The following is a 26,006-nucleotide window of genomic DNA, read 5'->3' on the forward strand; positions in this document are numbered from 1 at the left end:
AAACGACGATCCGCCACAGGGTGAGTGGCTCCCGGGCGCGGGATCGCAGCCGCGACACGACACCGCCACGTCCCATGGCATGCAGAAGGGCCGCACCCTCGGGTACGGCCCTTCCCTCAGCTATGCCGAGCGCTGCACTCAGGCAGAGACAACCTCGATGCTGACCTTGGCGGCAACCTCGGGGTGCAGACGCACGGACGTCTCGTGGGCGCCCAGGGTCTTGATCGGCGCGCCCAGCTCGATGCGACGCTTGTCGACCTCGGGGCCACCGGAAGCCTTGATCGCCGAAGCGACGTCGGCCGGGGTGACGGAACCGAAGAGACGGCCGGCGTCGCCGGAGCGAACGGCCAGACGGACCTTCACGCCCTCGAGGCGGGCCTTGATCTCGTTGGCCTGCTCGATGGTCGCGATCTCGTGGATCTTGCGAGCACGACGGATCTGCTCGACGTCCTTCTCGCCACCCTTGGTCCAGCGGATCGCGAAGTTCCGCGGGATCAGGTAGTTGCGAGCGTAACCGTCCTTGACGTCGACGACGTCGCCCGCGGCACCGAGGCCGGAGACCTCGTGGGTGAGGATGATCTTCATGTGTCGGTCACCCTTCCCTTATCGCGCGGTGGACGTGTAGGGCAGCAGCGCCATCTCACGGCTGTTCTTCACGGCCGTGGCGACGTCACGCTGGTGCTGCGTGCAGTTGCCGGTCACGCGGCGGGCACGGATCTTGCCGCGGTCGGAAATGAACTTCCGCAGCATGTTCGTGTCCTTGTAGTCCACGTACGTGACCTTGTCCTTGCAGAAAGCGCAGACCTTCTTCTTAGGCTTGCGCACAGGCGGCTTCGCCATGGTGTTTCTCCTGTGTGATCAAGAAGTTTGGGTACGAACCCGTCCCTAGAAGGGGGGCTCGTCCGAGTAGCCGCCGCCGGAGCCGCCGGAGCCGCCCCAACCACCACCACCGCCGCCGCCCTGGTTGCCACCGGCGGGAGTGCCGGTCGCCCAGGGGTCGTCGGCGGGAGCGCCGCCCTGCTGCTGGCCGCCGCCGGAGCCACCGCCCCAGCCGCCGCCCTGCTGGCCGCCGCCACCGCCGCCACCGCCACCGCCGTAGCCACCCTGGCCGCCTCGGCCCGTGGTCTTGGTGACCTTGGCCGTGGCGTTCCGCAGGCTGGCGCCGACTTCCTCGACGTCCAGCTCGTAGACCGTGCGCTTGACGCCCTCACGGTCCTCGTAGGACCGCTGCTTCAGCCGGCCCTGCACGATGACGCGCATGCCTCGCTGGAGCGACTCGGCGACGTTCTCCGCCGCCTGACGCCAGACCGAGCAGGTCAGGAACAGGCTCTCGCCGTCCTTCCACTCATTGGTCTGACGGTCGAAGGTGCGGGGGGTGGACGCGACACGGAACTTCGCGACCGCCGCACCGGAAGGGGTGAAGCGCAGCTCGGGGTCGTCGACAAGATTGCCGACGACCGTGATGACGGTCTCGCCTGCCATGGGGAACCTCTCGGCGGGTTTGCTGCTGGCTGCTTGGTGCTGCTACTCGAATCCCGAGTTCAGCTGAGCGGGAGAGCTCAGTGGGTCTCGGGGCGGAGGACCTTGGTCCGGAGGACCGACTCGTTCAGGTTCATCTGGCGGTCGAGCTCCTTGACGACCGCAGGCTCGGCCTGCAGGTCGATGACCGAGTAGATGCCCTCGGGCTTCTTCTTGATCTCGTACGCGAGACGACGACGGCCCCAGGTGTCGACCTTCTCGACCTTTCCGTTGGCCTCACGGACCACGGAGAGGAAGTTCTCGATCAGGGGAGAGACAGCGCGCTCCTCAAGATCGGGGTCGAGGATGACCATCACCTCGTAGTGACGCATGTGGAACCCACCTCCTTTGGACTCAGCGGCCACGGTCGTTCCGTGGCAGGAGGGTTGTGATGCGTACGCAACGGTATCGGCCGCCACTGACAATCGGGTCGCTCCGTCGGTGAACCGAACGGAGTACCAGACGCCATCAGCGCTGTGACCTGGGTTTCGACCTGGACACAACCTGGGCAGACACCGGTGCAGACGGTACAGACTACCTGCACGGTGGCTTCCGGTTGAAATCCGACCGGGGGGACCGTCAGTCTGTACACATCGGGTGTGTAAGGCGCTACGATGCGCGGCCTTCCGCAGGAGGTGCCTCATGGCACAGGTATTGCGACCCAACACCACTGGCTCGACCGGATCCCTCTTCGCCACGGACGGCAAGCCTCATCCACTCCAGGACTCCCTGCTCGCGGTGACCCTGGTGCTCGGAATCACGGCCTTCGTCACGGCGATGTTCGACAACCTGCATCTGATCAGCTCGTGGGCAGGCCTGATCGGCATCCTCACCGGCGCGTACGGGCAGTTCATCTCCGAGACGACGCGTGAGCGGTTCGGGCTGATCCTGGGACTCGGTGCCTCGGCCGTGGGTTTCTTCCTCGGCATGGCGCACGGAGGCCTCTTCGGCGGCCTCTTCTGACCCGAACGCCCGTTTTCCCCTGACCCCGGGACCCCCCTCCACACCCTGCCCGGGGCCCAGGTTCCATACGGCCAGACGGGGCGCTCGCAGGGCGCAGTAGGCTTCGGCGCGAGAGCCGGAGCCCCTGTACCCATGGGGACACACCAGCCCGAGGAGCGCCCCGAATGAGCCTGACCCTGAGGACCATCAGTCGAGAGCAGCATCTGGCATACATCCAGAGCCTGCCCGCGGCGAGCCACATGCAGGTCCCGGCCTGGGCAGACGTCAAGGCGGAGTGGCGCTCCGAGAACCTCGGCTGGTTCGACGACCGGACCGGCGAGATGGTCGGAGCGGGCATGGTGCTCTACCGCCAGCTGCCCAAGATCAAGCGCTATCTCGCCTATCTCCCCGAGGGCCCGGTCATCAACTGGTTCGCGCCGAACCTCGACGACTGGCTCCAGCCGATGCTCGCGCACCTCAAGCAGCAGGGCGCCTTCTCCGTGAAGATGGGCCCGCCGGTGATCATCCGGCGCTGGGAGGCCGCGTCCATCAAGGGCGGCATCCAGAATCCGGACGTCAAGCGCCTGCGTGACATCGAGGCCGACTTCATCGAGCCGCGCGCCTTCGAGGTCGCCGACAAGCTCCGCCGCATGGGCTGGCAGCAGGGCGAGGACGGCGGCGCCGGCTTCGGCGATGTCCAGCCCCGCTATGTCTTCCAGGTGCCGCTCGCGAACCGCTCCCTGGAAGAGGTGCACAAGAACTTCAACCAGCTGTGGCGCCGCAACATCAAGAAGGCCGAGAAGGCCGGCGTCGAGGTCGTCCAGGGCGGCTACCAGGACCTGGAGGAATGGCAGCGGCTGTACGAGATCACGGCCGTGCGCGACCACTTCCGGCCCCGCCCGCTCTCGTACTTCCAGCGCATGTGGACGGCTCTCAACACCGAGGACCCCAACCGCATGCGGCTGTACTTCGCGCGCCACAACGGCGTGAACCTGTCGGCCGCGACGATGCTCGTCGTCGGCGGACACGTCTGGTACTCCTACGGAGCCTCGGACAACATCGGCCGTGAGGTCCGGCCCTCGAACGCGATGCAGTGGCGGATGCTGCGCGACGCGTACGCCCTCGGCGCGACCGTCTACGACCTGCGCGGCATCTCCGACTCCCTGGACGAGACCGACCACCTCTTCGGCCTCATCCAGTTCAAGGTGGGCACCGGCGGCCAGGCCGCGGAGTACCTCGGCGAGTGGGACTTCCCCCTCAACAAGCTGCTCCACAAGGCGCTCGACATCTACATGTCGCGCCGCTGAACCGGCCCGGACCACCCGCCGAGCCGCAATTCCGGCACGGCGTCGCCCCACAGGTCCGGCGGATCCGCCACAATTTCCTTTCATACCTCTGATACACCGCAGCCACGAGAAAGGTTCCGGGACCGGCCATGGCGCTCACGCTCTACGTCGACACCGCGCGCTGGCGGGCACACCACAAGCACGTGTCCGAGCAGTTTCCGGGGCTGGTCCCCGTCTGCAAGGGCAACGGCTACGGCTTCGGCCACCAGCGGCTCGCGGACGAGGCCACACGCCTCGGCTCGGACATCCTCGCGGTCGGCACCACCTACGAGGCCGCCCGGATCAAGGACTGGTTCGGTGGCGACCTGCTGGTGCTGACGCCGTTCAGGCGGGGCGAGGAGCCCGTGCCGCTGCCCGACCGCGTCATCCGCTCCGTATCGTCCGTGGACGGCGTGTACGGCCTTGTGGGGGCCCGTGTCGTCATCGAGGTGATGTCCTCGATGAAGCGCCACGGCGTCAGCGAGCAGGACCTGCCCCATCTGCACGCCGCCATAGAGAACGTCCGGCTGGAGGGCTTCGCCATCCACCTGCCGCTCGACCGCACCGACGGCTCGGACGCCGTCGAGGAAGTCATCGGCTGGATGGACCGCCTGCGTGCCGCCCGGCTGCCGCTGCACACGATGTTCGTCAGCCACCTCAAGGCCGAGGAGCTCGCGCGGCTCCAGCAGCAGTTCCCGCAGACCCGCTTCCGGGCCCGCATCGGCACGCGGCTGTGGCTGGGCGACCACGAAGCCACCGAGTACCGCGGAGCCGTCCTGGACGTCACGCGGGTCTCCAAGGGCGACCGCTTCGGCTACCGGCAGCAGAAGACGGCCTCCGACGGCTGGCTGGTCGTGGTGGCGGGCGGTACGTCGCACGGCGTGGGCCTGGAGGCCCCGAAGGCGCTGCACGGCGTCATGCCGCGCGCCAAGGGCGTCGCACGCGCCGGCCTCGCGACGGTCAACCGGAACCTTTCTCCGTTCGTCTGGGCGGGCAAGCAGCGCTGGTTCGCCGAGCCGCCGCACATGCAGGTGTCGATCCTCTTCGTGCCGTCGGACGCCACGGAACCGAAGGTGGGCGACGAACTGGTGGCGCATCTGCGGCACACCACCACGCAGTTCGACCGCATCGTCGAGCGCTGAGCCCGGGGTTCCACCGGACCACAGCAGCAGAAAGGCCGTACACGGAGACCCGTGTACGGCCTTTTGCGTGGCCCCTCTACGCCCTGTTCGCTCAGGGCGAACCCTCGACTGCCGGTGCGGGGCGGCTGCCCCACTCGACCTGAGGCCCCTCGAAGTGCGCCGCATGCCGCGGCGGATGGGCCGCCGCACCGAGGACGAAGACGTCCTCGGACTCGTCCAGCACACCGCCCGAGGGATCGTCGTCGCCCGACCGGCGAACCGGGTCGCGCTCCGGCATGAAGATGTCCCGGACGACCACGGCGCAGAGGTACAGGGTCCCCACCAGGTGCACGAGGATGGCGACTTGGTATCCGTCCGTCGGCAGGCCCTTGTGGGCGTCACCACTGGTCGTGTACGCGAGGTACAGCCAGATCCCCAGGAAGTACGTGACCTCGCACGCCTGCCAGATCAGGAAGTCCCGCCAGCGCGGCCGGGCCAGCGCGGCGAGCGGAACCAGCCACAGCACGTACTGCGGCGAGTAGACCTTGTTGGTGAGGATGAAGACCGCGACGATCAGGAAGGCGAGCTGGGCGAAGCGGGGGCGTCGCGGGGCGGTGAGCGTGAGGACGGTCAGTCCCACACAGGCGAGCACCATCATGACCAGCGCCCAGTTGTTCGCGGCGTCGGGGGTGATCGTGATCTTCAGCCACTGCGAGATGAACAGGAAGACCGAGCCGAAGTCGACGCCGCGGTCGTGGCTGAAGCTGTAGAACTTCGCCCACCCTTCCGGGGCGAAGTACATGACCGGAAGGTTCACCGCGAGCCAGGCTCCCACGGCGCCGAGCAGGGCCGTGCCGAACTCGCGCCACCTGCCGGCCCGCCAGCAGAGCAGGAAGAGCGGCCCCAGCACCAGGAAGGGGTAGAACTTCGCGGCCGTGGCGAGCCCGATCAGCACACCGAACGCCAGCACGCGGCCCCGTGACCACATCAGCATCGCGGCGGCCAGCAGGGCGACGGCGAGGAGATCCCAGTTGATGGTGGCCGTGAGGGCGAAGGCGGGCGCCAGAGCGACCAGGAGGCCGTCCCACGGGCGCCGGCGGTGGGTGCGGGCGGTGCAGACGGCGATGACCGCCGCGCACACCATCAGCATCCCGGCATTGACCATCCAGTAGATCTGTTCCTGGTGCTGGATGCTCCCGCCGCCCGGCGTGAGCCAGGCCGCGACCTCCATGAAGACTCCGGTCAGCACCGGGTACTCGAGGTACTGCATGTCGCCGGGGATCTTGTCGAAGTACGGCACGAGCCCGTCGGCGAAGCCCCGCCCTTGATAGAGGTGCGGGATGTCCGAATAACACGCGTGCGTGTACTGCGAGCTGGCGCCGAAGAACCAGGCGCCGTCGTAGCAGGGCAGCTTCTGCACCATGCCGAGGGCGAACATGCCGATCGCCACGAGCGCAATCACGCGCACGGGTGTCCACCAGGACGTGCCGAGCAGGGCTCGGCGTCCGATGGGGCCGCCGAACAGCTCGCTGCCGTTCGCGGCGACCTGGTCCTCCCTGGTCGGCCGTACCAGCTCCGGCTCGTGCGCGCTCGCTCGCGTCGTCTCTGCACTGGGCATGCCGCACATCCTGCCGTACGAGTCTGGGAATACGCCGAGGGCCGCCGCACCTGGTGGGGTGCGGCGGCCCTCGTTCCGCGCGAAACGGTGTGTTTCACGTGAAACAGACTGGCTGACGGCAGCTAACCGGCTGGTCCCCCGAAGATCCCTCCGTTGCCATTGCCGTTGCCTCTGGTGCTCCCGGTCGTGGTGGTCTCCGTCGGTGTGGACGTGACGCCCCCGTCGGTGCCACCGGTATCGGTGCCGCCGTTGTCCGTCCCGCCGTTGTTGTTGCAGTTCCAGTCGAACTTGTTGCAGGTCTCACTCGTCGAGGGCGAGGGAGACGTCACGGTCTCGCTGGGGGTCGGGGTCGGAGTCGGGCTCTCCACCGTGCTCTCGGTGGCCGAGGGGGTCACGCTCGGGCTCGGGACGTCGTTGAGGACCTCGCCGATCTCCTCGGGCTTCGGGAACGGAATCGCCTTCTCGCCCTTCAGCGCCTGCTCCATGTAGTCGCGCCAGATCTGCGACGGGAACGAAGCACCGTGGATGGTCTTCTCGCCACCCGTGCCGTACATCTGGAGGAACTGGCGGTTCTTGTTCGACGCGTCGTCGTCCAGGCGGTACATGCCGATCGCGGTCGACAGCTGGGGCGTGTACCCGACGAACCAGGCGGACTTGTTGCCGTCGGTGGTACCGGTCTTACCGGCCACCTCCCGGCCCGTCAGCTGGGCGTTGGTACCGGTTCCCTTCTCGACCACGGTCTTCAGGACGTCGGTGACGTTGTCGGCCACCTTCTCGGTGAAGGCCTGCTTCGTCTTCGCGACGTCGGCGTGACGGAAGACCGTGCCGTCCTTGTTGGTGATCTTATCGACCGAGTACGGGTCACGCTGCTTGCCGCTGGCGGCGAAGGTGGCGTACGAGCCCGCCATGCGGATGGCGCTCGGCGAGGACGTACCCAGCGAGAACGACGGATAGTTGGAGCTGGCCAGACTCGACTTCAGGATGCCGGCGTCCAGGACGGCCTCCTTGACCTTGTCCAGGCCGACGTCCATGCCCAGCTGGACGTACGCGGAGTTCACCGACTCCCGCATCGCCTCACGCAGGTCGATCTTGTAGCTCGGCGGGTTGTACGACTGGTTGCCGTCGTTCCGCTGGAGCCACTCCTTGCCCTTGTCGTCCATCCAGACCTGACGGTCGTAGTCGCGGATCTTCAGCTTGTTCTTGCCGCTGTAGAGACTCTTCGGAGAGACGATGGTGCGCTCGTCCTGCGCCTGGACCTGGTCACCGTCGGGATCACGAGCACCCCAGGACATGGCCGCCGCCAGTACGAAGGGCTTGAACGTCGAACCCACCTGGGCACCGGTCTGGTCGGCGTTGTTGGTGAAGTGCTTGGTCGCGTCCTCACCGCCGTAGATGGCCTTGATCGCGCCGGTGTCGGGGTCGATGGAGGCCCCGCCGAACTGGACGTGCGTGTCCGTCTTCGGGCGCTGCTTGGGCTTGATGTTGGCCTTCTGGACCTTCGACACGGCCGCGGTGAGCGCGTTGACCTTCTTCTTGTCGAAGGTCGTGTGGATCGAGTAGCCGCCCCGCTGGAGCTGGCTGGCCGTGATGTCCGTGTTGTTGACGATGTAGCCCTTGGCGAGGTCGACGAGATAGCCGATCTGGCCGCTGAGCCGGGTGTTGGACCGCGGGTTCTTCCACTTGGGCAGGTCCTTGAACTGGTCGCGCTTCGCGACGCTCAGGTGACCGTACTCGACCTCCTTGTCCAAGGTGTCCGCCCACTGGGCCCTGAGCCGCCTCGTGTTTTCCTTGGGGCTGGCCGCGGGGTCGACCTCGGTCGCGCCCGCCGGGTCGTAGTACGTGGCGCCCTTGAGCACCGCCGAGAGGAAGGCGCACTCGCTCTCGTCCAGGTCGACGGCGTCCTTGTTGAAGTACGCCCGCGCGCCCGCCTGGATGCCGTAGGCACCGCGACCGTAGTACGCGGAGTTCAGGTAGCCGGCCATGATGTCGTCCTTGTCGACCGTGGCGCCCACCTTGATCGCGACGAAGAGCTCCTTGAACTTTCGCGAGACCGTCTGCGACTGGTCGTCCAGCATCGCGTTCTTGACGTACTGCTGGGTGATGGTCGAGCCACCCTGGGTCTGGCCGCCCTTGGCCATGTTGAACAGGGCGCGCGCGATGCCCTTGGGGTCGATGCCGCTGTCGGTCTCGAAGGTCTTGTTCTCCTGCGAGATGACCGCGTACCGCATCGCTGCCGGGATCTGGTCGTAGTTGATGATCTGCCGGTTCGTCTCACCACCGGTGGCGACCATCTCCGTGCCGTCGGCCCAGTAGTAGACGTTGTTCTGCGCCGTGGCGGTATCGGCGACCTTGGGCACGGACACCATCGCGTACGCGATACCGGCCACCGCGACCAGGCTGCCGCAGAAGCCGATGAACAGCCCGGTGACGAGCTTCCACGACGGCACCCATCGTGCAGCGCCGTACTTGCCGGCACGCGGGTAGTCGATGATGCGCTTCTTGGCGGGCACGGGAGCGCGGCCACGGCCGCGTCCGGGCCCGTTCGGCCCCGCGGGGCCGCCGCGTCGGCCGCCACCGCCTCCGGGGCCTCGCCCGGCACCGTCGGCCGCTCTGCGTCGGCCTCCGCCACCACTACTACTTCGCTGTGCGGCCCGCCGAGCCTCGGCACGGCTGGCGAACGGGCGCTCTTCACCCCCCGAACCATAGGAATCGGAAGGAGACCCGGTGGCGCCTCGCGGTGCCGCGCGGCGGCCCTCGGACGGGCCGGGCTGGCCGCGTCGGGCCGCGGCACGTCCGCCGCCCTGCGGCTGCGGCGGTTTGCGACGGTGCTCGCTCATCGAACGATTACTCCTCGGGCAGGCGCACCCTTGCGCGCCTGGAAACGGCGGCTGGTTTCCGGTCCCCCCGAAGTACGGATTTGGTCGTTTGTGCATTCACCCGTACTGCACCAAAGACGATGACGCCCTCAGGTGTCACTCGGTTCCCGGTGGTGTGCATGCCGCACAGACTACGCACCGCCAAAACCCACCTAGGTTCGAAGTTCACCTCAAATCAGGCAACTCGCTTCGTATGAATCGGTGATGTGACGCCGTTCACCGTGACCCCTCTTGTCGCATCCGGATGGTCGTTCTATCGTGCTGATGTATCGAGTCGATACATCAGCGCGGCATAAAGGCCGCGCTGACGGGTGACGACAGGGGAGGAGGCGACGATGAGCCGGCGTTCCGGGATCCTCGAATTCGCCGTACTCGGCCTGCTCCGCGAATCCCCGATGCACGGCTACGAGCTGCGCAAACGACTCAATACGTCACTGGGTGTGTTCCGTGCGTTCAGCTACGGGACGCTCTACCCCTGCCTCAAGACGCTGGTCGCCAACGGCTGGTTGATCGAGGAGTCGGGGTCGGCACCTGAGGACGCCCTCGCCGCACCACTCGCCGGGCGTCGCGCCAAGATCGTCTACCGGTTGACGGCAGAAGGTAAGGACCACTTCGAAGAGCTGCTCTCGCAGACGGGCCCGGACGCGTACGAGGACGAGCACTTCGCTGCTCGCTTCGCCTTCTTCGGGCAGACGTCACGCGACGTACGCATGCGCGTACTGGAGGGCCGCCGCAGCCGGCTGGAGGAGCGTCTGGAGAAGATGCGCGCCTCCCTGGCGCGCACCCGGGAGCGCCTCGACGACTACACGCTTGAGCTCCAGCGCCACGGAATGGAGTCCGTGGAGCGCGAAGTGCGCTGGCTGAACGAGCTCATCGAGAGCGAGCGAGCGGGACGGGACATCAAGGGTTCCGCCTCCGAAGGCTCCGCTCAGCAGGACAGCACATCTGGAGAGACGGGCGGCCTGCCCCGGCACCGGGACAGCACCCGGCCGGATCCGTCCGACGACACCGCCACGTGAGGCCCATTCGGGGTTTCACCGATACACACAGGGAGCAACCGGAATGGGTTCGGTTCGCGTAGCCATCGTCGGCGTGGGCAACTGCGCCGCGTCGCTGGTACAGGGCGTCGAGTACTACAAGGACGCCGACCCGGCGTCCAAGGTGCCGGGCCTCATGCACGTCCAGTTCGGCGACTACCACGTCGGTGACGTCGAGTTCGTCGCGGCCTTCGACGTCGACGCGAAGAAGGTCGGCCTCGACCTCTCGGACGCCATCGGCGCCAGCGAGAACAACACCATCAAGATCTGCGACGTCCCGAACAAGGGCGTGACGGTCCAGCGCGGCCACACCCTGGACGGTCTCGGCAAGTACTACCGCCAGACCATCGAGGAGTCCGCCGAGGCCCCGGTCGACGTCGTCCAGATCCTCAAGGACAAGCAGGTCGACGTTCTCGTCTGCTACCTGCCCGTCGGTTCCGAGGACGCGGCGAAGTTCTATGCGCAGTGCGCGATCGACGCCAAGGTCGCCTTCGTCAACGCCCTCCCGGTCTTCATCGCCGGCACCAAGGAGTGGGCCGACAAGTTCACCGAGGCCGGTGTCCCGATCGTCGGCGACGACATCAAGTCGCAGGTCGGCGCCACCATCACGCACCGCGTGATGGCGAAGCTGTTCGAGGACCGCGGTGTCCGTCTCGAGCGCACCATGCAGCTCAACGTCGGCGGCAACATGGACTTCAAGAACATGCTGGAGCGTGACCGCCTCGAGTCGAAGAAGATCTCGAAGACGCAGGCCGTCACCTCGCAGATCCCCGACCGCGACCTGGGCGAGAAGAACGTCCACATCGGTCCGTCGGACTACGTGGCGTGGCTGGACGACCGTAAGTGGGCGTACGTGCGCCTCGAGGGTCGTGCCTTCGGTGACGTTCCGCTGAACCTGGAGTACAAGCTCGAGGTCTGGGACTCCCCGAACTCCGCGGGTGTCATCATCGACGCCCTGCGTGCCGCGAAGATCGCCAAGGACCGCGGCATCGGCGGCCCGATCCTCTCCGCGTCGAGCTACTTCATGAAGTCCCCGCCGGTCCAGTACTTCGACGACGAGGCCTTCGCCAACGTCGAGAAGTTCATCAAGGGCGAGGTCGAGCGCTAAAGCACATCCTCGTGAGTGCTGTTGAGGGTCCTCGGGCATTGCGCCCGGGGACCCTCCTCGTATGTGAGGCTGTGCCCCATGGCTGTCGTGCGTGACCTGCGCGTACTTCTGCGTTTCCAGGGCTTCAGACGCCTGCTCGGCATACGGCTGCTGTCCCAGGGCGCCGACGGCGTCTATCAGGTCGCCCTCGCCACATATGTGGTCTTCTCGCCGGAGAAGCAGACCTCGGCGGCTTCGATCGCCTCCGCGATGGCGGTCCTGCTGCTCCCGTACTCCCTCGTCGGACCCTTCGCGGGCGTGCTGTTGGACCGCTGGCGGCGCCGTCAGGTTTTTCTGTACGGCAATCTGCTGCGGACCGCGCTGGCGTGCGTGACGGCCGTTCTGATGCTGAGCCATGTCCCCGACTGGCTCTTCTACGTCTCCGCGCTGTGCGTCACCGCGGTGAACCGCTTCATCCTGGCCGGTCTCTCGGCCGCGCTGCCCCGCGTCGTCGACCGCGACCGCCTGGTGATGGCCAACTCTCTTTCTCCGACGGCGGGCACGCTCGCCGCGACGATCGGCGGCGCTCTCGCTTTCGCCGTGCGTCTGGTCGCCTCGGACTCAGACGCGGCGGTCGTCCTCGTCGGCGCGGCCCTCTATCTGTGTGCCGCTCTCGCCTCTCTGCGCATCGCCCCGGAGCTGCTCGGTCCGGACCGGTCCTCCGCCAACCCTCGCTTCATCTCGGCCGTCACCGGTACCGCGCGAGGCCTGGCGGCAGGCGTACGACACCTGGCCGAGCCGGCCCGGCGGGAGGCCGCCTGGGCGCTCCTGGCGATGACGCTGATGCGCTTCTGCTACGGCGCCCTGACCGTCATGGTGCTGATGCTCTGCCGGTACGCCTGGGCGTCCGAGTCCGACGACGGGCTGGCCCTGCTGGGGCTCGCCGTGGGCATCTCGGGGGCGGGCTTCTTCGTCGCGGCCGTGGTGACGCCCTGGGCGGCCGGCCGGCTGGGCCCCGGCGGCTGGATCGTCGTGTGCGCTGGAGCCGCCGCGATCCTGGAGCCCGCGCTCGCCCTTCCCTTCGCCCCCGCGCCCATGATGGTCGCGGCGTTCGTCCTGGGCGTGACCACACAAGGCGCCAAGATCGCCACGGACACGATCGTGCAGTCATCGGTGGACGACGGATTCCGGGGCCGGATCTTCTCCGTGTACGACGTCCTGTTCAACGTCGCCTTCGTCGGCGCCGCCGCAGTGGCCGCCCTGATACTGCCTCCTGACGGACGCTCGGTTTCTCTCGTCGTCACCGTGGCGGTGCTCTACGGGGCGATTGCTGCGACTATGGCCCGCTTTGAACTGCAGTAAGTGTCACATCAGTGCCACAGACCCCCTCCGGACTACTGAGTTGTCACAGCGGCCCGATAGCTTACGTGCGTCTTATTCGCGTCACGTGCCTACGTTCTAGGGGGACCCCCAAGTGACCACTCCGCCGCCCCAGGGCCAGAACCCGTTCGCTCAGACCCCGCCCCAGGGGCAGGCTCCCTACGGCCAGCAGCCGCCGCAGGGTTACCCGCAGCAGCCCGGCCAGCCCGGCTACCCGCAGCAGGGCGCCCCGTACGCCCCGGTGCCGCCGCAGGCCCCGAAGCGCGGCTTCAAGCAGTACCTCCGCATAATCGTGGCCGTCGCGGGCCTCGCCGTCATCGTCGGCGGATGGCTGGTCAGCAAGGACGGCGAGGACGCCAAGAAGCTTGCTGTCGGCGACTGCCTGTACAACAAGGGCTCGGACAACGACCCGGATGTCGTCCAGGTCGACTGCAGCGACTCCAAGGCCACGCACAAGGTCCTCAAGAAGGCGGACGGCGCCTCGCTTCCCCAGCTGACCTGCCAGAGCGTCACGGGCACGACGGCCACGCTGACGTGGAAGGAAACCGGCGAGTCCTTCACGCTCTGCCTGGGTGACAACAAGTAACCCACGGAGCCGGACGTAGCGAAAAGGGCGGTGTTTCACGTGAAACACCGCCCTTTTCGCATGCCCCGGCCACTCCGGCCGGGAAGCCTGGCCTCGCTCACCGCGTCATGTTTCACGTGAAACATGACGCGGCTGCGAGCACCTCAGCTCTGCGCGGCAACGTCCTGCCGAGCAGCCCACCACTCCTTGAGCTCCGTCACAGCCGCGTCGTACTCCATCGGGCCGTTCTCGAGGCGCAGCTCCAGCAGGAACTTGTACGCCTGACCGATGGCCGGACCCGGACCGATGCCGAGGATCTCCATGATCTGGTTGCCGTCGAGGTCCGGGCGGATCGCGTCGAGCTCCTCCTGCTCCTTGAGCAGAGCGATGCGCTCCTCCAGCCCGTCATAGGCGCGGGACAGCGCCGAAGCCTTCCGCTTGTTCCGCGTGGTGCAGTCGGAACGGGTCAGCTTGTGCAGACGGTCGAGAAGCGGTCCGCCGTCACGCACGTAGCGCCGGACGGCAGAGTCCGTCCACTCGCCCGTTCCGTACCCGTGGAAGCGCAGGTGAAGTTCGACGAGTCGGGAGACGTCCTTCACGAGATCGTTCGAGTACTTGAGTGCGGTCATCCGCTTCTTGGTCATCTTGGCGCCCACCACCTCGTGGTGGTGGAAGGAGACCCGGCCGTCCTTCTCGAAGCGGCGTGTGCGCGGCTTGCCGATGTCGTGCAGCAGCGCGGCGAGCCGGAGGGTCAGGTCGGGGCCTGTCTCCTCCAGAGCCATCGCCTGCTCCAGGACGATCAGGGTGTGGTCGTAGACGTCCTTGTGCCGGTGGTGCTCGTCACGTTCCAGACGCAGCGCGGGGAGCTCGGGCAGCACATGATCGGCGAGGCCCGTGTCCACCAGCAGCGTCAGCCCCTTGCGTGGGTGCGCGGAAAGGATCAGCTTGTTCAGCTCGTCCCGCACCCGCTCCGCCGAGACGATCTCGATGCGTACCGCCATGTCCGTCATCGCCGCGACGACCTCGGGCGCCACCTCGAAGTCGAGCTGCGCGGCGAATCGCGCGGCCCTCATCATCCGCAGCGGATCGTCCGAGAAGGACGCCTGCGGGGTGCCCGGGGTGCGCAGAACACGGGCGGACAGGTCACCGAGCCCGCCGTGCGGGTCGATGAACTCCTTCTCCGGCAGCGCCACGGCCATGGCGTTCACCGTGAAGTCCCGGCGCACGAGATCGTCCTCGATGGAGTCGCCGTAGGAGACCTCGGGCTTGCGCGAGGTCCGGTCGTACGCCTCGGACCGGTACGTCGTGATCTCGATCTGGAAGGACTGCTCCACGTCGTCCACCCGGGCGTCCTTCTGAGCGCCCACCGTGCCGAAGGCGATCCCGACCTCCCAGACGGCGTCCGCCCAGGGCCGCACGATCTTGAGCACATCCTCGGGGCGCGCGTCGGTCGTGAAGTCCAGATCGTTGCCGAGCCGGCCGAGGAGGGCGTCCCGGACCGAGCCGCCCACCAAAGCGAGCGAGAACCCGGCGTCCTGAAAACGGCGGGCGAGGTCGTCGGCGACAGGGGAGACCCGCAGCAGCTCGCTCACCGCGCGGCGCTGCACCTGGCTCAGGGCACTGGAAGTGTCTTCGTTGGCGTTCGGCACAACAGAAAAGAGTACGTGGCCGAGACCCTCGCGAGCGCCTCCATAAAACGTGCACGGGCGCCCTCTCTCGGTACGCGCATCAATACGCGCATATACAGGACAGTCGGCGCTCTCGGCCGATCTTGTGAGCCCTCCGCGGCACTTCCCCTCAGCGCGCATCGTTACCATGCGTGGACGCACATTCCGACGACCACTGACGACGACGAGGGACGGGCGAGCGCGTGGCCGAGGCGGCAGACTTCCAAGGGACGAGTCCCTCACCTGCCCGCCGGTGGCTCCGGCGCAGCGGAGCGCTGCTGGCCGGGGCACCGCTGCTGGCAGGGCTGCTCCAGCTGCCCCTCAGCGCGCCCGCAGAGGCCGTCCAGAAGGCCTCTGCGGCCCGAGCCACGGGCTCAGGCACGGTGGACGTGTCCCTCGACTCGCTCACCCCCAGCGTCCCCACGGACGGCGACACGGTCACCGTCTCCGGCTCGGTCACCAACAAGGGCAAGCAGAAGATCACGGACGCCCATGTGGGCCTGCGCGTGGGGCCCTCCCTGAACAGCCGCTCGGCCATCGACACCGCCGCACGGCGCACCAGCTTCCAGCCGGGCCTCGACGCGCCGGAGGTCGGCGGCAAATACGTGGCGAAGTTCTCAGAACTCGCGGCGGGCGTCTCGCAGCGCTTCAGCATCTCGGTGCCCGTCAAGGAGCTGGATCTCGGCGACGACGGCGTCTACCAGCTCGCCGTCTCGCTCACCGGCCGGACCGCGGCCCAGCAGTGGGACCAGGTGCTCGGCATCGAGCGGACGTTCCTGCCCTGGCAGCCCGAGGCGGCGGACTCCAAGACCAGGACGACGTACCTCTGGCCGCTGATCTCCACGGTCCACCTCACGGCCGAGACCGGATCGGACGAGCAGCAGACTCGCGTCTTCAAGAACGACGAGCTGGCCAAGGAGCTCTCTCCCGGAGGCCGGCTGGACCAGATGCTGTCCCTGGGCAGCGGTCTCGACGTGACCTGGGTCCTCGACCCGGACCTGCTGGCCTCCGTGGACGCGATGCGGGACAGCTATCGGATCCAGGGCCCCGACGGCACCACCACGGCCGGGAAGAACCAGGCGGTCGCCCGGGCCTGGCTGGACAAGCTGGAGAAGACGGTCCAGGACAAGAAGGTCGTCGCTCTCCCCTTCGCCGACCCCGACCTCGCCTCGCTGGCGCACAACGGCAAGGACGTCACCGGTTCGCTGAGCCACCTCAAGGAGGCCACCGACGTGGCCGCCAGCACGGTGGACACGATCCTGCATGTGAAGCCGAGCACCGAGTTCGCCTGGCCCGCCGACGGCGCCGTGGACCCCTCGATCGTCAAGGTGGCCACCTCGGCCGGTGCCGACACGGTGATCGCCCGCAGCGACAGCATGCGTGAGACGGGCGGACTGTCGTACACGCCGAGCGCCGCCCGCCCCATCGGCGGCGGGACAACCGCGGTCGTCGCGGACGCCCGTCTGTCGACCCAGTTCCAGGGCGACATGACGAAGGCCGCCAATTCCACGGTCGCCATCCAGGAATTCCTCGCCCAGAGCCTGATGATCAACCTGCAGGAGGACGAGCAGCGCAGCATCGTGGTGGCCCCGCAGCGCATGCCGTCCGCGAGCCAGGCCCAGACGATGGCACAGGCGCTGAAGGCCCTCCAGGAGGGGAACTGGTCGGAGTCCCAGGGCCTGACCGCCGCGGCCAAGGCCAAGCCGGACCCGGCCGCCACCACGAAGGTGCCCTCGGCGTCCGCCTACCCGTCCTCGCTGCGGAAGCAGGAGCTGCCGCGCTCGGCCTTCGAGCGGATCCAGGCCACACAGACCAAGCTCGACAACTTCCAGGTGATCCTCACCGACAAGTCCCGCGTGGCCACCCCGTTCGGCCGGGCCATAGACCGTGGGATGTCCACGTCGTGGCGAGGCAGGCCCGCCGAGGCAGCCACCTTCCGTGTCGGCGTCGAGGCGTATCTCAACAACCTGACCGGGCTCGTCCGGCTGATCGACAAGTCCGACGCCAAGCTCTCCGGGCGCAGCGCCACGATCCCCGTGACGGTGCAGAACAACCTGGTGCAGGGCGTCGACAATCTGGTGCTGCGTCTCACGTCGAAGAAGCCCAACCGCCTCAAGATCGGGAACGGCCCCTACTACGAGCAGCCGATCAAGGTCGCCGGCGAGCACAGCCAGTCGGTGAAGTTCACCACCTCCGCCGAGGCGAACGGCCCGGTCATGGTCGTCGCGCAGCTGTACACGGCCGATGGTCAGGCGTACGGTCCCGAGGTCACCTTCGAGGTGAAGGTCACCGAGTTCACCCCGACGGTGATGCTGGTCATCGGTGGTGGCGTCCTGTTGCTCGTCCTCGCCGGTTTCCGGATGTACACACAGCGCAAGCGCGCCGCCGCCCGGCAGGCCGAGGAGGCGCAGGACGGTCCCGAGGACGAGGCCGTGAACAAGGATGCGGACGGCACCGTAGACACTGAGGACACCGAAGACTCCGCGAAGGGCCCCGAAAGGGAGTCCGAAGCGGAGTCCGGGGCAGACGACCCGGAGCACCCGAGTGACCCGACACCGGACACCGCACCGGAAAGCGCCGACCCGTCCGGGACGGGTGAGAGAGTGGACCGTTGAGCGATGTCGTGGCCGGTCGGCCCGGGGACGATGAGGTGGGGTAACCATGAACGCGCCGTACAACGGTGACCGCGACCAGGGCGCGGGCAGCTCGGGCTACCCGGACGGATACTCCGAGGGCTACCCCGAGGGCCCCCCGCCGGAGCAGGGCCAGACGCAGCCGGGCCCCCCGGCCGACATGTACTTCCAGGACGCCTACAACCAGGATCCCTACCGGGCACAGGACCTCTCCGCCCAGGATCCGGTGACCGAGGCGCTCTACGACCGTGCCGCGCATCCCCCGCCGCCTCCCGGCACGTACTACCCGCCGCAGGCGCTCTACGCGCAGCCCCCCACGCCTCAGCACGCCCCCGACCCGCGCGTGTGGGCCCAGACGCCCCCGCCCGAGCCGGCCGGCCCCACGCGCCACCTGCCCTACGGCGACGACGCGCGCACCACCCAGTACGTCGGTGTCGACGACCTGGTCACCCAGGCCGGTGACGAGCGCCACGAGCCCGACGCGTTCGCCCATCTCTTCCGGGACCAGCAGCAGGGCGGCGGCCGTCCGCAGTACGCCGCTCCGGCCGGGGAGTACGCCGCCCCGCCCGGTGTCCCCGCACCGGCGCCCGAACCGTCTCCTGCCGCCGCGGCACCGGCGGCTCCCGTCGCCGCACCCGCGTCGCGGACGTCCGGCGGGCGGGCCTCGGGTCTGCTGAAGTCCAGCGCCGTGATGGCGGCGGGCACGCTGGTGTCCCGGCTCACCGGGTTCGTCCGAACCATGATCATCACGGCTGCCCTGGGCGCCGCGACCCTCGGTGACGCGTGGACGGTGGCCTACACGCTGCCGACCATGATCTACATCCTGACCGTCGGCGGCGGCCTGAACTCCGTGTTCGTGCCGCAGCTGGTGCGATCCATGAAGGAGGACGAGGACGGCGGTGAGGCCTACGCCAACCGCCTGCTGACCCTCGTCATGGTCGCCCTCGGTGTGATCGTCGCGATCGTGGTCTTCGCGGCGCCGCTGCTGATCCAGCTGATGTCGGACTCCGTCGCCAGCGACCCGGCCTCGAACAACGTCGCCGTCACCTTCGCCCGCTACTGCCTGCCCACGATCTTCTTCATGGGCATCCACGTGGTCATGGGGCAGATCCTCAATGCCCGTGGGAAGTTCGGCGCGATGATGTGGACCCCGGTCCTCAACAACATCGTCATGATCGCCACCTTCGGGCTGTTCCTCTGGGTCTACGGGACGTCCGGCGACTCGGGCATGTCGGTCCACAACATCCCCGCGGACGGAGTCCGTCTGCTGGGCGTCGGTACCCTGCTCGGCCTGGTCGTGCAGGCCCTGGCGATGGTGCCGTACCTGCGCGAGACCGGCTTCCGTTTCCGGCTGCGGTTCGACTGGAAGGGCCACGGCCTCGGCAAGGCCGTCAAGCTCGCCAAGTGGACCGTGCTCTTCGTCCTCGCCAACCAGGCGGGCGTCCTCGTGGTCACCCAGCTCGCCACCGCCGCGGGCAAGGCCTCGGGCAAGAGCGGTGCGGGCATCATGGCCTACTCGAACGCACAGCTGATCTGGGGCATGCCGCAGGCGATCATCACCGTCTCGGTCATGGCCGCGATGCTCCCCCGGATCTCGCGCGCAGCCCACGACGGCGACGCCGGCGCGGTGCGGGACGACATCTCCCACGGCCTGCGCACCTCGGCCGTCGCCATCGTCCCCGTGGCCTTCATGTTCGTCGCCCTGGGCATCCCGATGTGCACCCTCCTCTTCGGCTCCAGCGGCATCGACGCCGCCCAGTCGATGGGCTACGTGCTCATGGCCTTCGGCCTCGGCCTGATCCCGTTCTCGGTGCAGTACGTCGTCCTGCGCGGCTTCTACGCGTACGAGGACACCCGCACCCCCTTCTACAACACGGTCATCGTGGCCGCGGTCAACGCCGCCGCCTCGGCCCTGTGCTACGTGATCCTGCCCGCCGAATGGGCCGTCGTCGGCATGGCCGGCGCCTACGGCCTGGCCTACGCAGTAGGCGTCGGAGTCGCCTGGCATCGGCTGCGCAAGCGCCTCGGCGGCGACCTCGACGGAGCCCAGGTCCTGCGCACGTACGCACGTCTCGGCCTGGCCGCCGTCCCGGGCGCTGTGGTGGGCGGTGCCATCGGCTTCGCGGTCACCGAGGCCCTCGGGGACGGGGTCATCGGATCGATCGCGGCGCTGCTGGTCGGTTCGGTCGCCCTCCTCGGCGTCTTCTACGTCGCCGCGCGCAAGATGCGCATCGAAGAACTCAATTCAATGGTCGGAATGGTCCGCGGGCGCCTGGGGCGCTGAGGCGGGGGTACGCGCACAACCATCGTCCGTCGCCGTGTGTCGTGCATAGCGCCGGACTGTGGGCACAATTGGTTTCTGCGTCGGACAGTGCGCAACGGATGGGGAGGCGGGAACGACGGTGGCGGAACGGAGCACGGCTGCCGTCGACGTGGCAGACAACAGCGGTGACGAGCCGCTGACCGCCAAGGCGGACCAGTCCACGTCCGACGGGGTGGCCCAGGACCGGGAGCGGGAGACGGACAGCGAAGAGGCACAGGGGAGCGGCGGGATCGAGAATCCCGGAAAGGCCTCACCGCCCGAGTTGCACAGCGGCCACAAACTCGCCAGGCGCTACCGCCTGGAGGAGTGCGTCACCCGACTGGACGGTTTCAGCAGTTGGCGTGCGGTGGACGAAAAACTCCGCCGTGCCGTCGGCGTGCATCTACTGCCCGCCGATCATCCACGGGCCCGCTCGGTGCTGGCGGCGGCCCGGTCGTCCGCCCTGCTGGGCGATCCTCGCTTCGTCCAGGTCCTGGACGCCGTCGAGGAGAACGACCTCGTCTACGTCGTCCATGAGTGGCTGCCGGACGCCACCGAGCTGACGGCTCTCCTGGCTGCCGGTCCGCTGGAGGTGCACGACGCCTACCAGATGGTCAGCCAGGTCTCCCAGGCCATGGCCGCGGCCCACCGCGAGGGCCTCGCGCATCTGCGTCTGACGCCGGGCGCCGTGCTGCGCACGTCGACCGGCCAGTGGCGCATCCGCGGGCTCGCCGTGAACGCCGCACTGCGCGGCATCAGCTCCGACACTCCACAGCGCACGGACACGGAGGCGATCGGCGCGCTCCTCTACGCCGCGCTCACCCAGCGCTGGCCGTACGAGAACGACGCGTACGGCCTGTCCGGGCTGCCCAAGGGCGTCGGCCTCATCGCCCCGGACCAGGTGCGCGCCGGCGTCCACCGGGGGCTTTCCGAGCTGGCCATGCGCGCGCTCGTCAACGACGGCGCGACGGCCTCCCGTCACGAATCGCCATGCACCACGCCCGAGGAGCTGGTGAAGGCGATCAGCGAGATGCCCCGCATCCGCCCGCCGGAGCCCGCTTTCACCGCCCCGCCGGAGTACCAGCGCACGACGTACCAGCAGGGCACGTACGGCCGTCCCGCGGCCCGCCCCGGTGCCACCCAGCCGCTGCCGGCTCCGCCGCCCCCGCTGCAGAGCCGTACCGGCACAGCGCTCAAGTGGGCCGTGTCGGCGTTGCTCATCGCCGCTCTGGGACTCGGCAGCTGGCAGCTCGCGGACGCGCTCATGGACCGCGGAGGCAAGCCCGAGGACACCAAGCAGACACACACGACGGACGGCAACGACAAGAGCGACGACAACACCAAGCCGACCAAGCCGATCGCCGTCCAGGGCGCCACGGAGTACGTGGCCGAGGGCGACGCCCAGCACCCGAACGACGTGGACAAGACGTACGACAACAGCCCGACGACCGGGTGGCGGACCAACAGCTACAAAGAGGGTCCGAAAATACTGATCAAGCCCGGCGTCGGCATCGTCTACGACCTCGGCTCCGCCCAGAGCGTGTCGGCCGCCGACCTCGCGCTCCGGTACGGCGGCCCTCACACGACGGTCGAGCTGTACGCGACCGACACACCGGATTCGTCCACGCCACTGAGCTCGATGACGAAGCTCGGCTCGGTGAACACGAACGGCACCTCTGCCAAGGTGACGGTCGGCAAGCAGAAGAAGAGCCGCTATGTACTCGTGTGGCTGACCGCGATGCCGTACTCGGGCAACGACTCCGCCAACTACAGCACCGCGGGCTACAAGCAAGCCATCACGGACGTGAAATTCACCGGCTGACGTCCGTCGCGGGAGGGGAGGGGGTCCGATGGCCGATGAAGTCGCATACGACGAAGCAAGCGATCAGGATCTCCTCGCCCGCCACGTAGCGGGCGACCCGGACGCCTTCGGTGAGCTTGTACGGCGTCATCGCGACCGGCTGTGGGCAGTGGCCCTGCGCACGCTGGGAGACCGCGAGGAAGCCGCTGACGCGGTCCAGGACGCTCTCGTCTCCGCCTACCGGGCCGCCCACACCTTCCGCGGCCAGTCGGCCGTCACGACGTGGCTGCATCGGATCACGGTGAACGCCTGCCTGGACCGTGCCCGCAAGGCCGCTTCCAGGAAGACCTCGCCGGTCGACGACACCGAACGTCTTGAGCAACTGCTCGAACCGCACGAGTCCGCTTCCGCGCCGGCCGAGCGCAATGACCTTCATCGCGAGCTCATCGGCGCCCTGGGCACGCTTCCGGCCGACCAGCGCGCCGCCCTGGTCCTGGTGGACATGCAGGGCTACCCCGTCGCCGAAGCCGCCCGCATCCTCGATGTCCCCACCGGCACGGTGAAGAGCCGCTGTGCTCGCGGCAGAGCCAGACTGCTCCCGCTGCTCACCCACCTTCGCACGGCCGGGGGCGGCGAGGAGTCCGAGAAGTCGGGCGGCCGAAGGAACCGGACGCAGGGGACATCCGTCCCACCGGCAGCGGGACCGCACGATGCGGGCCCACAGGATGCAGGGCCAAGCGATTCAGCTGCTGTGAAGGGCGGAGGTGGGCGAGCGTGACATCGACGACGGACACGGCCGGGCACCCGGACGTCGCGGAGATCTCCGACCTCACCGAGGGTCTGCTCTCGCCTTCCCGCACCGAGGACGTGCAACGGCATCTCGAGGAGTGCGCGCTCTGCTCCGAGGTGTACGAGTCGCTGGAGGAGATCCGAGGACTGCTGGGCACAATGCCCGGTCCTGGCCGCATGCCCGACGACGTGGCCGGCCGTATCGACGCCGCCCTCGCGGCGGAAGCGTTGCTGAGCGCCACGGCTCCTGATCACGCGGCGCACGCGCAGGACGAGCACGCCGATGTTTCACGTGAAACATCGCCCGAACCCTCCACCACCGACACTCCTCTCACGCCGCTCGGTACAGGCGCCCCCTCGTCCGCCGGAGACTCCGGCTCCCCCGCGTCCGCCGACCGCCCTTCCGGACATCCGCGGGCGGCCACCGGACCGGGTCGTTCCCACCGAGCACGCCGCGGGCGGCGCAGGGCGGTCGTCCTGGGCACCGTCTTCACCGCCGCCGCTCTCGGGCTGGGCACAATCCTTGTGCAGTCCATGGGGGGCGACGGCTCCGGCAAGGAGCCCCAAACGCGCGCACAGCAGGAAACGTCGTCGCAGGTCACCTTCTCCGAAGACCAGCTGGAACAGCGGGTCTCGGACCTGCTGTCCAAGAACAAGAGCACGGGAACCAAGTCCGGCAGCGCCAAGCCCTGGGGCGCCGAGTCGCAGGGCACAGGCACCGAATCCGGTGGAGTCGACACCCTGATCACACCGAAGGTGCCGGTGCCCGCCTGCGTGCAACAGGGGACCGGAAACGCCGGAGCAGTGCTCGGCGCCGAGAAGGGTACGTACAAGGGGACGAGTGTCTATCTCGTCGTCCAACCCGACGCATCCGACGGCGCGAAGGTCACGGCGTACATCGTCGACGACGCCTGTGAGAAGGAGGGCTCGGCGACGCCGGGCAAGCTGCTTCTGACGAAGTCGTACGACCGGTCCTGACGGCGTCTCTCTCGACCCTGCTCGTCCCCGGATACCGCATGGGATCTGTGTGCGGTACGACGTCTCCGTGTGCCCGGACACAGCGGGAATTGAAGCCCCTTAGGATCCGTTGGGTGGGGTGAGAGTACTGAGAGTGGCTCCCACCGGATACGCAGCAGTCTCCAGAGACGAGGAATCAAGCCGTGAGCGACGTCCGTAACGTGATCATCATCGGCTCCGGGCCGGCCGGCTACACGGCGGCGCTCTACACCGCGCGCGCGTCGCTGAAGCCGCTGGTCTTCGAGGGCGCCGTCACCGCAGGCGGTGCGCTGATGAACACCACCGAGGTGGAGAACTTCCCCGGCTTCCAGGACGGCATCATGGGCCCGGAGCTCATGGACAACATGCGCGCCCAGGCCGAGCGTTTCGGCGCCGAGCTGGTTCCCGACGACGTCGTCGCCGTCGACCTGAACGGTGAGATCAAGACCGTCACGGACACCGCCGGTACCGTGCACCGCGCCAAGGCCGTCATCGTCACGACGGGCTCCCAGCACCGCAAGCTCGGCCTGCCCAACGAGGACGCACTCTCCGGTCGTGGCGTCTCCTGGTGCGCGACCTGTGACGGCTTCTTCTTCAAGGACCAGGACATTGCTGTGATCGGCGGCGGAGACACCGCGATGGAAGAGGCGACCTTCCTCTCCCGCTTCGCCAAGTCCGTGACCATCGTCCACCGCAGGGACTCCCTTCGCGCCTCCAAGGCGATGCAGGAGCGCGCCTTCGCCGACCCGAAGATCAAGTTCGTCTGGGACAGCGAGGTGGCCGAGATCAAGGGCGACCCGAAGCTGGAAGGCCTGACGCTGCGCAACCTGAAGACCGGGGAGACTTCCGAGCTGCCGGTGACCGGTCTGTTCATCGCGATCGGCCACGACCCTCGCACCGAGCTCTTCAAGGGCCAGCTCGACCTGGACGACGAGGGCTACCTGAAGGTCGCCGCACCGTCCACCCGGACGAACTTGACCGGTGTCTTCGGCGCCGGCGATGTCGTCGACCACACCTACCGCCAGGCCATCACCGCCGCCGGCACGGGCTGCTCGGCCGCTCTCGACGCCGAGCGCTTCCTCGCCGCTCTCGCGGACAGCGAGACCGCTGCCGCGACTGCCACCGTCTGACCCTCACCCGCCCCACCGCACCAACAAGTTAAGGAGCCCGCCGTGGCCGGCACCCTGAAGAACGTGACCGACGCTTCCTTCGACGAGGACGTCCTCAAGAGCGACAAGCCTGTCCTGGTGGACTTCTGGGCCGCCTGGTGCGGGCCGTGCCGCCAGATCGCGCCGTCCCTCGAGGCCATCGCCTCCGAGTACGGCGACAAGATCGAGGTCGTCAAGCTCAACATCGACGAGAACCCGGCCACGGCCGCCAAGTACGGCGTCATGTCGATCCCGACCCTGAACGTCTACCAGGGTGGCGAGGTCGCCAAGACCATCGTTGGCGCGAAGCCGAAGGCCGCGATCGTCCGCGACCTCGAGGCGTTCATCGCCGAGTAGTCGGTGTCCGCCGCGGCGAGCGGCGCATGTTTCACGTGAAACACGAATGGGCCAGCCCGAAAGGGCTGGCCCATTCGCCTTACCGTCGCAGAGGTCTCGTCACCCATACCAAGCGGTGCCGGAGCGGCCGTCACAGTGGACGGAGCGCCGGCTCTTTCTGCACCGCCCCCAGGAGCCGGTCCAGAGCCAGCTCCACGTCTTCCTTCCACGAGAGCGTCGACCGCAGCTCCAGCCTCAGCCGCGGATACGTGGGGTGCGGCCGGACCGTCTTGAATCCCACGGAGAGCAGATGGTCGGCGGGGAGCACACACGCCGCCTCCTTCCACCGTGCGTCTCCAAAGGCCTCGATCGCTCTGAAGCCCCGGCGCAGCAGGTCCTTGGCAACTGTCTGGACCATCACACGGCCGAGTCCCTGCCCCTGGTAGCCGGGCATGATGAAGGCGGTCATCAGCTGCACCGCGTCCGGCGAGACCGGACTCGTGGGGAAGGCCGTCGAGCGGGGGACATAAGCAGGAGGCGCGTACAGCACGAAGCCCACCGGCACGTCGTCGACGTAGACGACACGGCCGCAGGAACCCCAGTCCAGCAGGACCGCGGAGATCCAGGCTTCCTTTTCCAGTGCCGGTGTACCCGCCTTTACCGCGGCTTCTCCGCTGACTGGGTCCAGTTCCCAGAAGACACACGTGCGGCAGCGCTTGGGAAGGTCCTGGAGGTTGTCCAGCGTGAGCGGTACCAGCCGACGCCCCATGAAGGGTGTTCCTCGCTTCCTTCACCCGCGGCATCGCGGGCGGCTGTCAAGGCGCTGCGCTCCCTGAGCAGGCTGCCGACGAAGCCGCCGACCGCT

22 protein-coding genes are annotated in these 26,006 nt (G+C 68.1%); 14 read left to right on the top strand and 8 right to left on the bottom strand.

What is annotated here, in order from left to right; translation table 11 throughout:
• Positions 1–138: 138 nt before the first annotated feature.
• From rplI to rpsF, 4 genes are all read right to left on the bottom strand, one after another.
• Positions 139–585, bottom strand: coding sequence for a 50S ribosomal protein L9 (gene rplI, locus ACSYGO_RS24065; protein WP_426677088.1), 447 nt, complete (start codon positions 583–585; stop codon positions 139–141).
• Between the two features lie 18 nt (positions 586–603).
• Positions 604–840 (bottom strand): 30S ribosomal protein S18, encoded by a 237-nt coding sequence (gene rpsR, locus ACSYGO_RS24070; RefSeq protein WP_003949403.1) that lies wholly within the window; start codon positions 838–840, stop codon positions 604–606.
• Positions 841–885: 45 nt separating this feature from the next.
• Positions 886–1,482 carry a single-stranded DNA-binding protein gene (locus tag ACSYGO_RS24075; RefSeq protein WP_460387597.1) on the bottom strand — a complete coding sequence of 199 codons (597 nt, stop codon included), beginning with the start codon at positions 1,480–1,482 and terminating at the stop codon, positions 886–888.
• A 77-nt stretch (positions 1,483–1,559) separates the two neighbouring features.
• Complete coding sequence (gene rpsF, locus ACSYGO_RS24080) at positions 1,560–1,850, bottom strand: 30S ribosomal protein S6 (protein ID WP_028804085.1); 291 nt, start codon at positions 1,848–1,850, stop codon at positions 1,560–1,562.
• Positions 1,851–2,160: 310 nt separating this feature from the next.
• Here rpsF and ACSYGO_RS24085 point away from each other — a divergent pair, with 310 nt between their 5' ends.
• The 3 genes from ACSYGO_RS24085 (at position 2,161) to ACSYGO_RS24095 (ending at position 4,927) form a co-directional block, all read left to right on the top strand.
• Complete coding sequence (locus ACSYGO_RS24085) at positions 2,161–2,481, top strand: hypothetical protein (protein WP_426677086.1); 321 nt, start codon at positions 2,161–2,163, stop codon at positions 2,479–2,481.
• A gap of 164 nt (positions 2,482–2,645) precedes the next feature.
• Positions 2,646–3,767, top strand: coding sequence for a peptidoglycan bridge formation glycyltransferase FemX (femX, locus tag ACSYGO_RS24090; protein ID WP_426677085.1), 1,122 nt, complete (start codon positions 2,646–2,648; stop codon positions 3,765–3,767).
• Positions 3,768–3,895: 128 nt separating this feature from the next.
• Positions 3,896–4,927 carry an alanine racemase gene (locus ACSYGO_RS24095; protein ID WP_432172849.1) on the top strand — a complete coding sequence of 344 codons (1,032 nt, stop codon included), beginning with the start codon at positions 3,896–3,898 and terminating at the stop codon, positions 4,925–4,927.
• Between the two features lie 91 nt (positions 4,928–5,018).
• On the opposite strand, the gene ACSYGO_RS24100 is transcribed toward ACSYGO_RS24095, so the two are convergent.
• Together ACSYGO_RS24100 and ACSYGO_RS24105 are read right to left on the bottom strand one after the other, a co-directional pair.
• Complete coding sequence (locus ACSYGO_RS24100; RefSeq protein WP_426677083.1) at positions 5,019–6,524, bottom strand: glycosyltransferase family 87 protein; 1,506 nt, start codon at positions 6,522–6,524, stop codon at positions 5,019–5,021.
• Positions 6,525–6,646: 122 nt separating this feature from the next.
• Positions 6,647–9,361 carry a transglycosylase domain-containing protein gene (locus ACSYGO_RS24105; protein WP_460387600.1) on the bottom strand — a complete coding sequence of 905 codons (2,715 nt, stop codon included), beginning with the start codon at positions 9,359–9,361 and terminating at the stop codon, positions 6,647–6,649.
• A 374-nt stretch (positions 9,362–9,735) separates the two neighbouring features.
• On the opposite strand from ACSYGO_RS24105, the gene ACSYGO_RS24110 reads away from it, so the two are divergent.
• The 4 genes from ACSYGO_RS24110 (at position 9,736) to ACSYGO_RS24125 (ending at position 13,490) form a co-directional block, all read left to right on the top strand.
• Positions 9,736–10,419 (top strand): PadR family transcriptional regulator, encoded by a 684-nt coding sequence (locus ACSYGO_RS24110; RefSeq protein ID WP_095935428.1) that lies wholly within the window; start codon positions 9,736–9,738, stop codon positions 10,417–10,419.
• A 43-nt stretch (positions 10,420–10,462) separates the two neighbouring features.
• On the top strand, positions 10,463–11,545 hold the full coding sequence (locus tag ACSYGO_RS24115; RefSeq protein ID WP_345640224.1) for an inositol-3-phosphate synthase: 1,083 nt from the start codon (positions 10,463–10,465) through the stop codon (positions 11,543–11,545).
• A 78-nt stretch (positions 11,546–11,623) separates the two neighbouring features.
• Entirely contained in the window at positions 11,624–12,886 is a 1,263-nt protein-coding gene (locus ACSYGO_RS24120; protein ID WP_426677081.1) for an MFS transporter, read from the top strand.
• Between the two features lie 112 nt (positions 12,887–12,998).
• Positions 12,999–13,490, top strand: coding sequence for an LppU/SCO3897 family protein (locus ACSYGO_RS24125; RefSeq protein ID WP_095935431.1), 492 nt, complete (start codon positions 12,999–13,001; stop codon positions 13,488–13,490).
• A gap of 143 nt (positions 13,491–13,633) precedes the next feature.
• Here the strand turns inward: ACSYGO_RS24125 and ACSYGO_RS24130 are convergent, their stop codons facing one another.
• Positions 13,634–15,118 (bottom strand): CCA tRNA nucleotidyltransferase, encoded by a 1,485-nt coding sequence (locus tag ACSYGO_RS24130; RefSeq protein WP_426677080.1) that lies wholly within the window; start codon positions 15,116–15,118, stop codon positions 13,634–13,636.
• Between the two features lie 221 nt (positions 15,119–15,339).
• On the opposite strand from ACSYGO_RS24130, the gene ACSYGO_RS24135 reads away from it, so the two are divergent.
• From ACSYGO_RS24135 to trxA, 7 genes are all read left to right on the top strand, one after another.
• Positions 15,340–17,751 carry a DUF6049 family protein gene (locus ACSYGO_RS24135; RefSeq protein ID WP_460387603.1) on the top strand — a complete coding sequence of 804 codons (2,412 nt, stop codon included), beginning with the start codon at positions 15,340–15,342 and terminating at the stop codon, positions 17,749–17,751.
• Positions 17,752–17,797: 46 nt separating this feature from the next.
• On the top strand, positions 17,798–20,053 hold the full coding sequence (gene murJ / locus ACSYGO_RS24140; RefSeq protein WP_432172853.1) for a murein biosynthesis integral membrane protein MurJ: 2,256 nt from the start codon (positions 17,798–17,800) through the stop codon (positions 20,051–20,053).
• A 118-nt stretch (positions 20,054–20,171) separates the two neighbouring features.
• A complete protein-coding gene (locus ACSYGO_RS24145) occupies positions 20,172–21,893 on the top strand; it encodes a protein kinase family protein (RefSeq protein WP_432172854.1) in 1,722 nt (573 codons plus the stop codon).
• A 28-nt stretch (positions 21,894–21,921) separates the two neighbouring features.
• Positions 21,922–22,650, top strand: coding sequence for an RNA polymerase sigma factor SigM (gene sigM / locus ACSYGO_RS24150; protein ID WP_095935436.1), 729 nt, complete (start codon positions 21,922–21,924; stop codon positions 22,648–22,650).
• Positions 22,647–23,639 carry a hypothetical protein gene (locus ACSYGO_RS24155; RefSeq protein WP_460387606.1) on the top strand — a complete coding sequence of 331 codons (993 nt, stop codon included), beginning with the start codon at positions 22,647–22,649 and terminating at the stop codon, positions 23,637–23,639. The genes sigM and ACSYGO_RS24155 overlap by 4 nt, the downstream gene beginning before the upstream one ends.
• 182 nt (positions 23,640–23,821) lie before the next feature.
• Positions 23,822–24,787, top strand: a complete 966-nt coding sequence (gene trxB / locus ACSYGO_RS24160; RefSeq protein ID WP_426677075.1) for a thioredoxin-disulfide reductase — start codon at positions 23,822–23,824, stop codon at positions 24,785–24,787.
• Positions 24,788–24,829: 42 nt separating this feature from the next.
• A complete protein-coding gene (gene trxA / locus ACSYGO_RS24165; RefSeq protein ID WP_028804102.1) occupies positions 24,830–25,162 on the top strand; it encodes a thioredoxin in 333 nt (110 codons plus the stop codon).
• 130 nt (positions 25,163–25,292) lie between these two features.
• Here the strand turns inward: trxA and ACSYGO_RS24170 are convergent, their stop codons facing one another.
• A complete protein-coding gene (locus ACSYGO_RS24170; protein WP_435222608.1) occupies positions 25,293–25,910 on the bottom strand; it encodes a GNAT family N-acetyltransferase in 618 nt (205 codons plus the stop codon).
• Between the last annotated feature and the right edge of the window lie 96 nt (positions 25,911–26,006).

Source organism: Streptomyces krungchingensis (assembly GCF_054729265.1).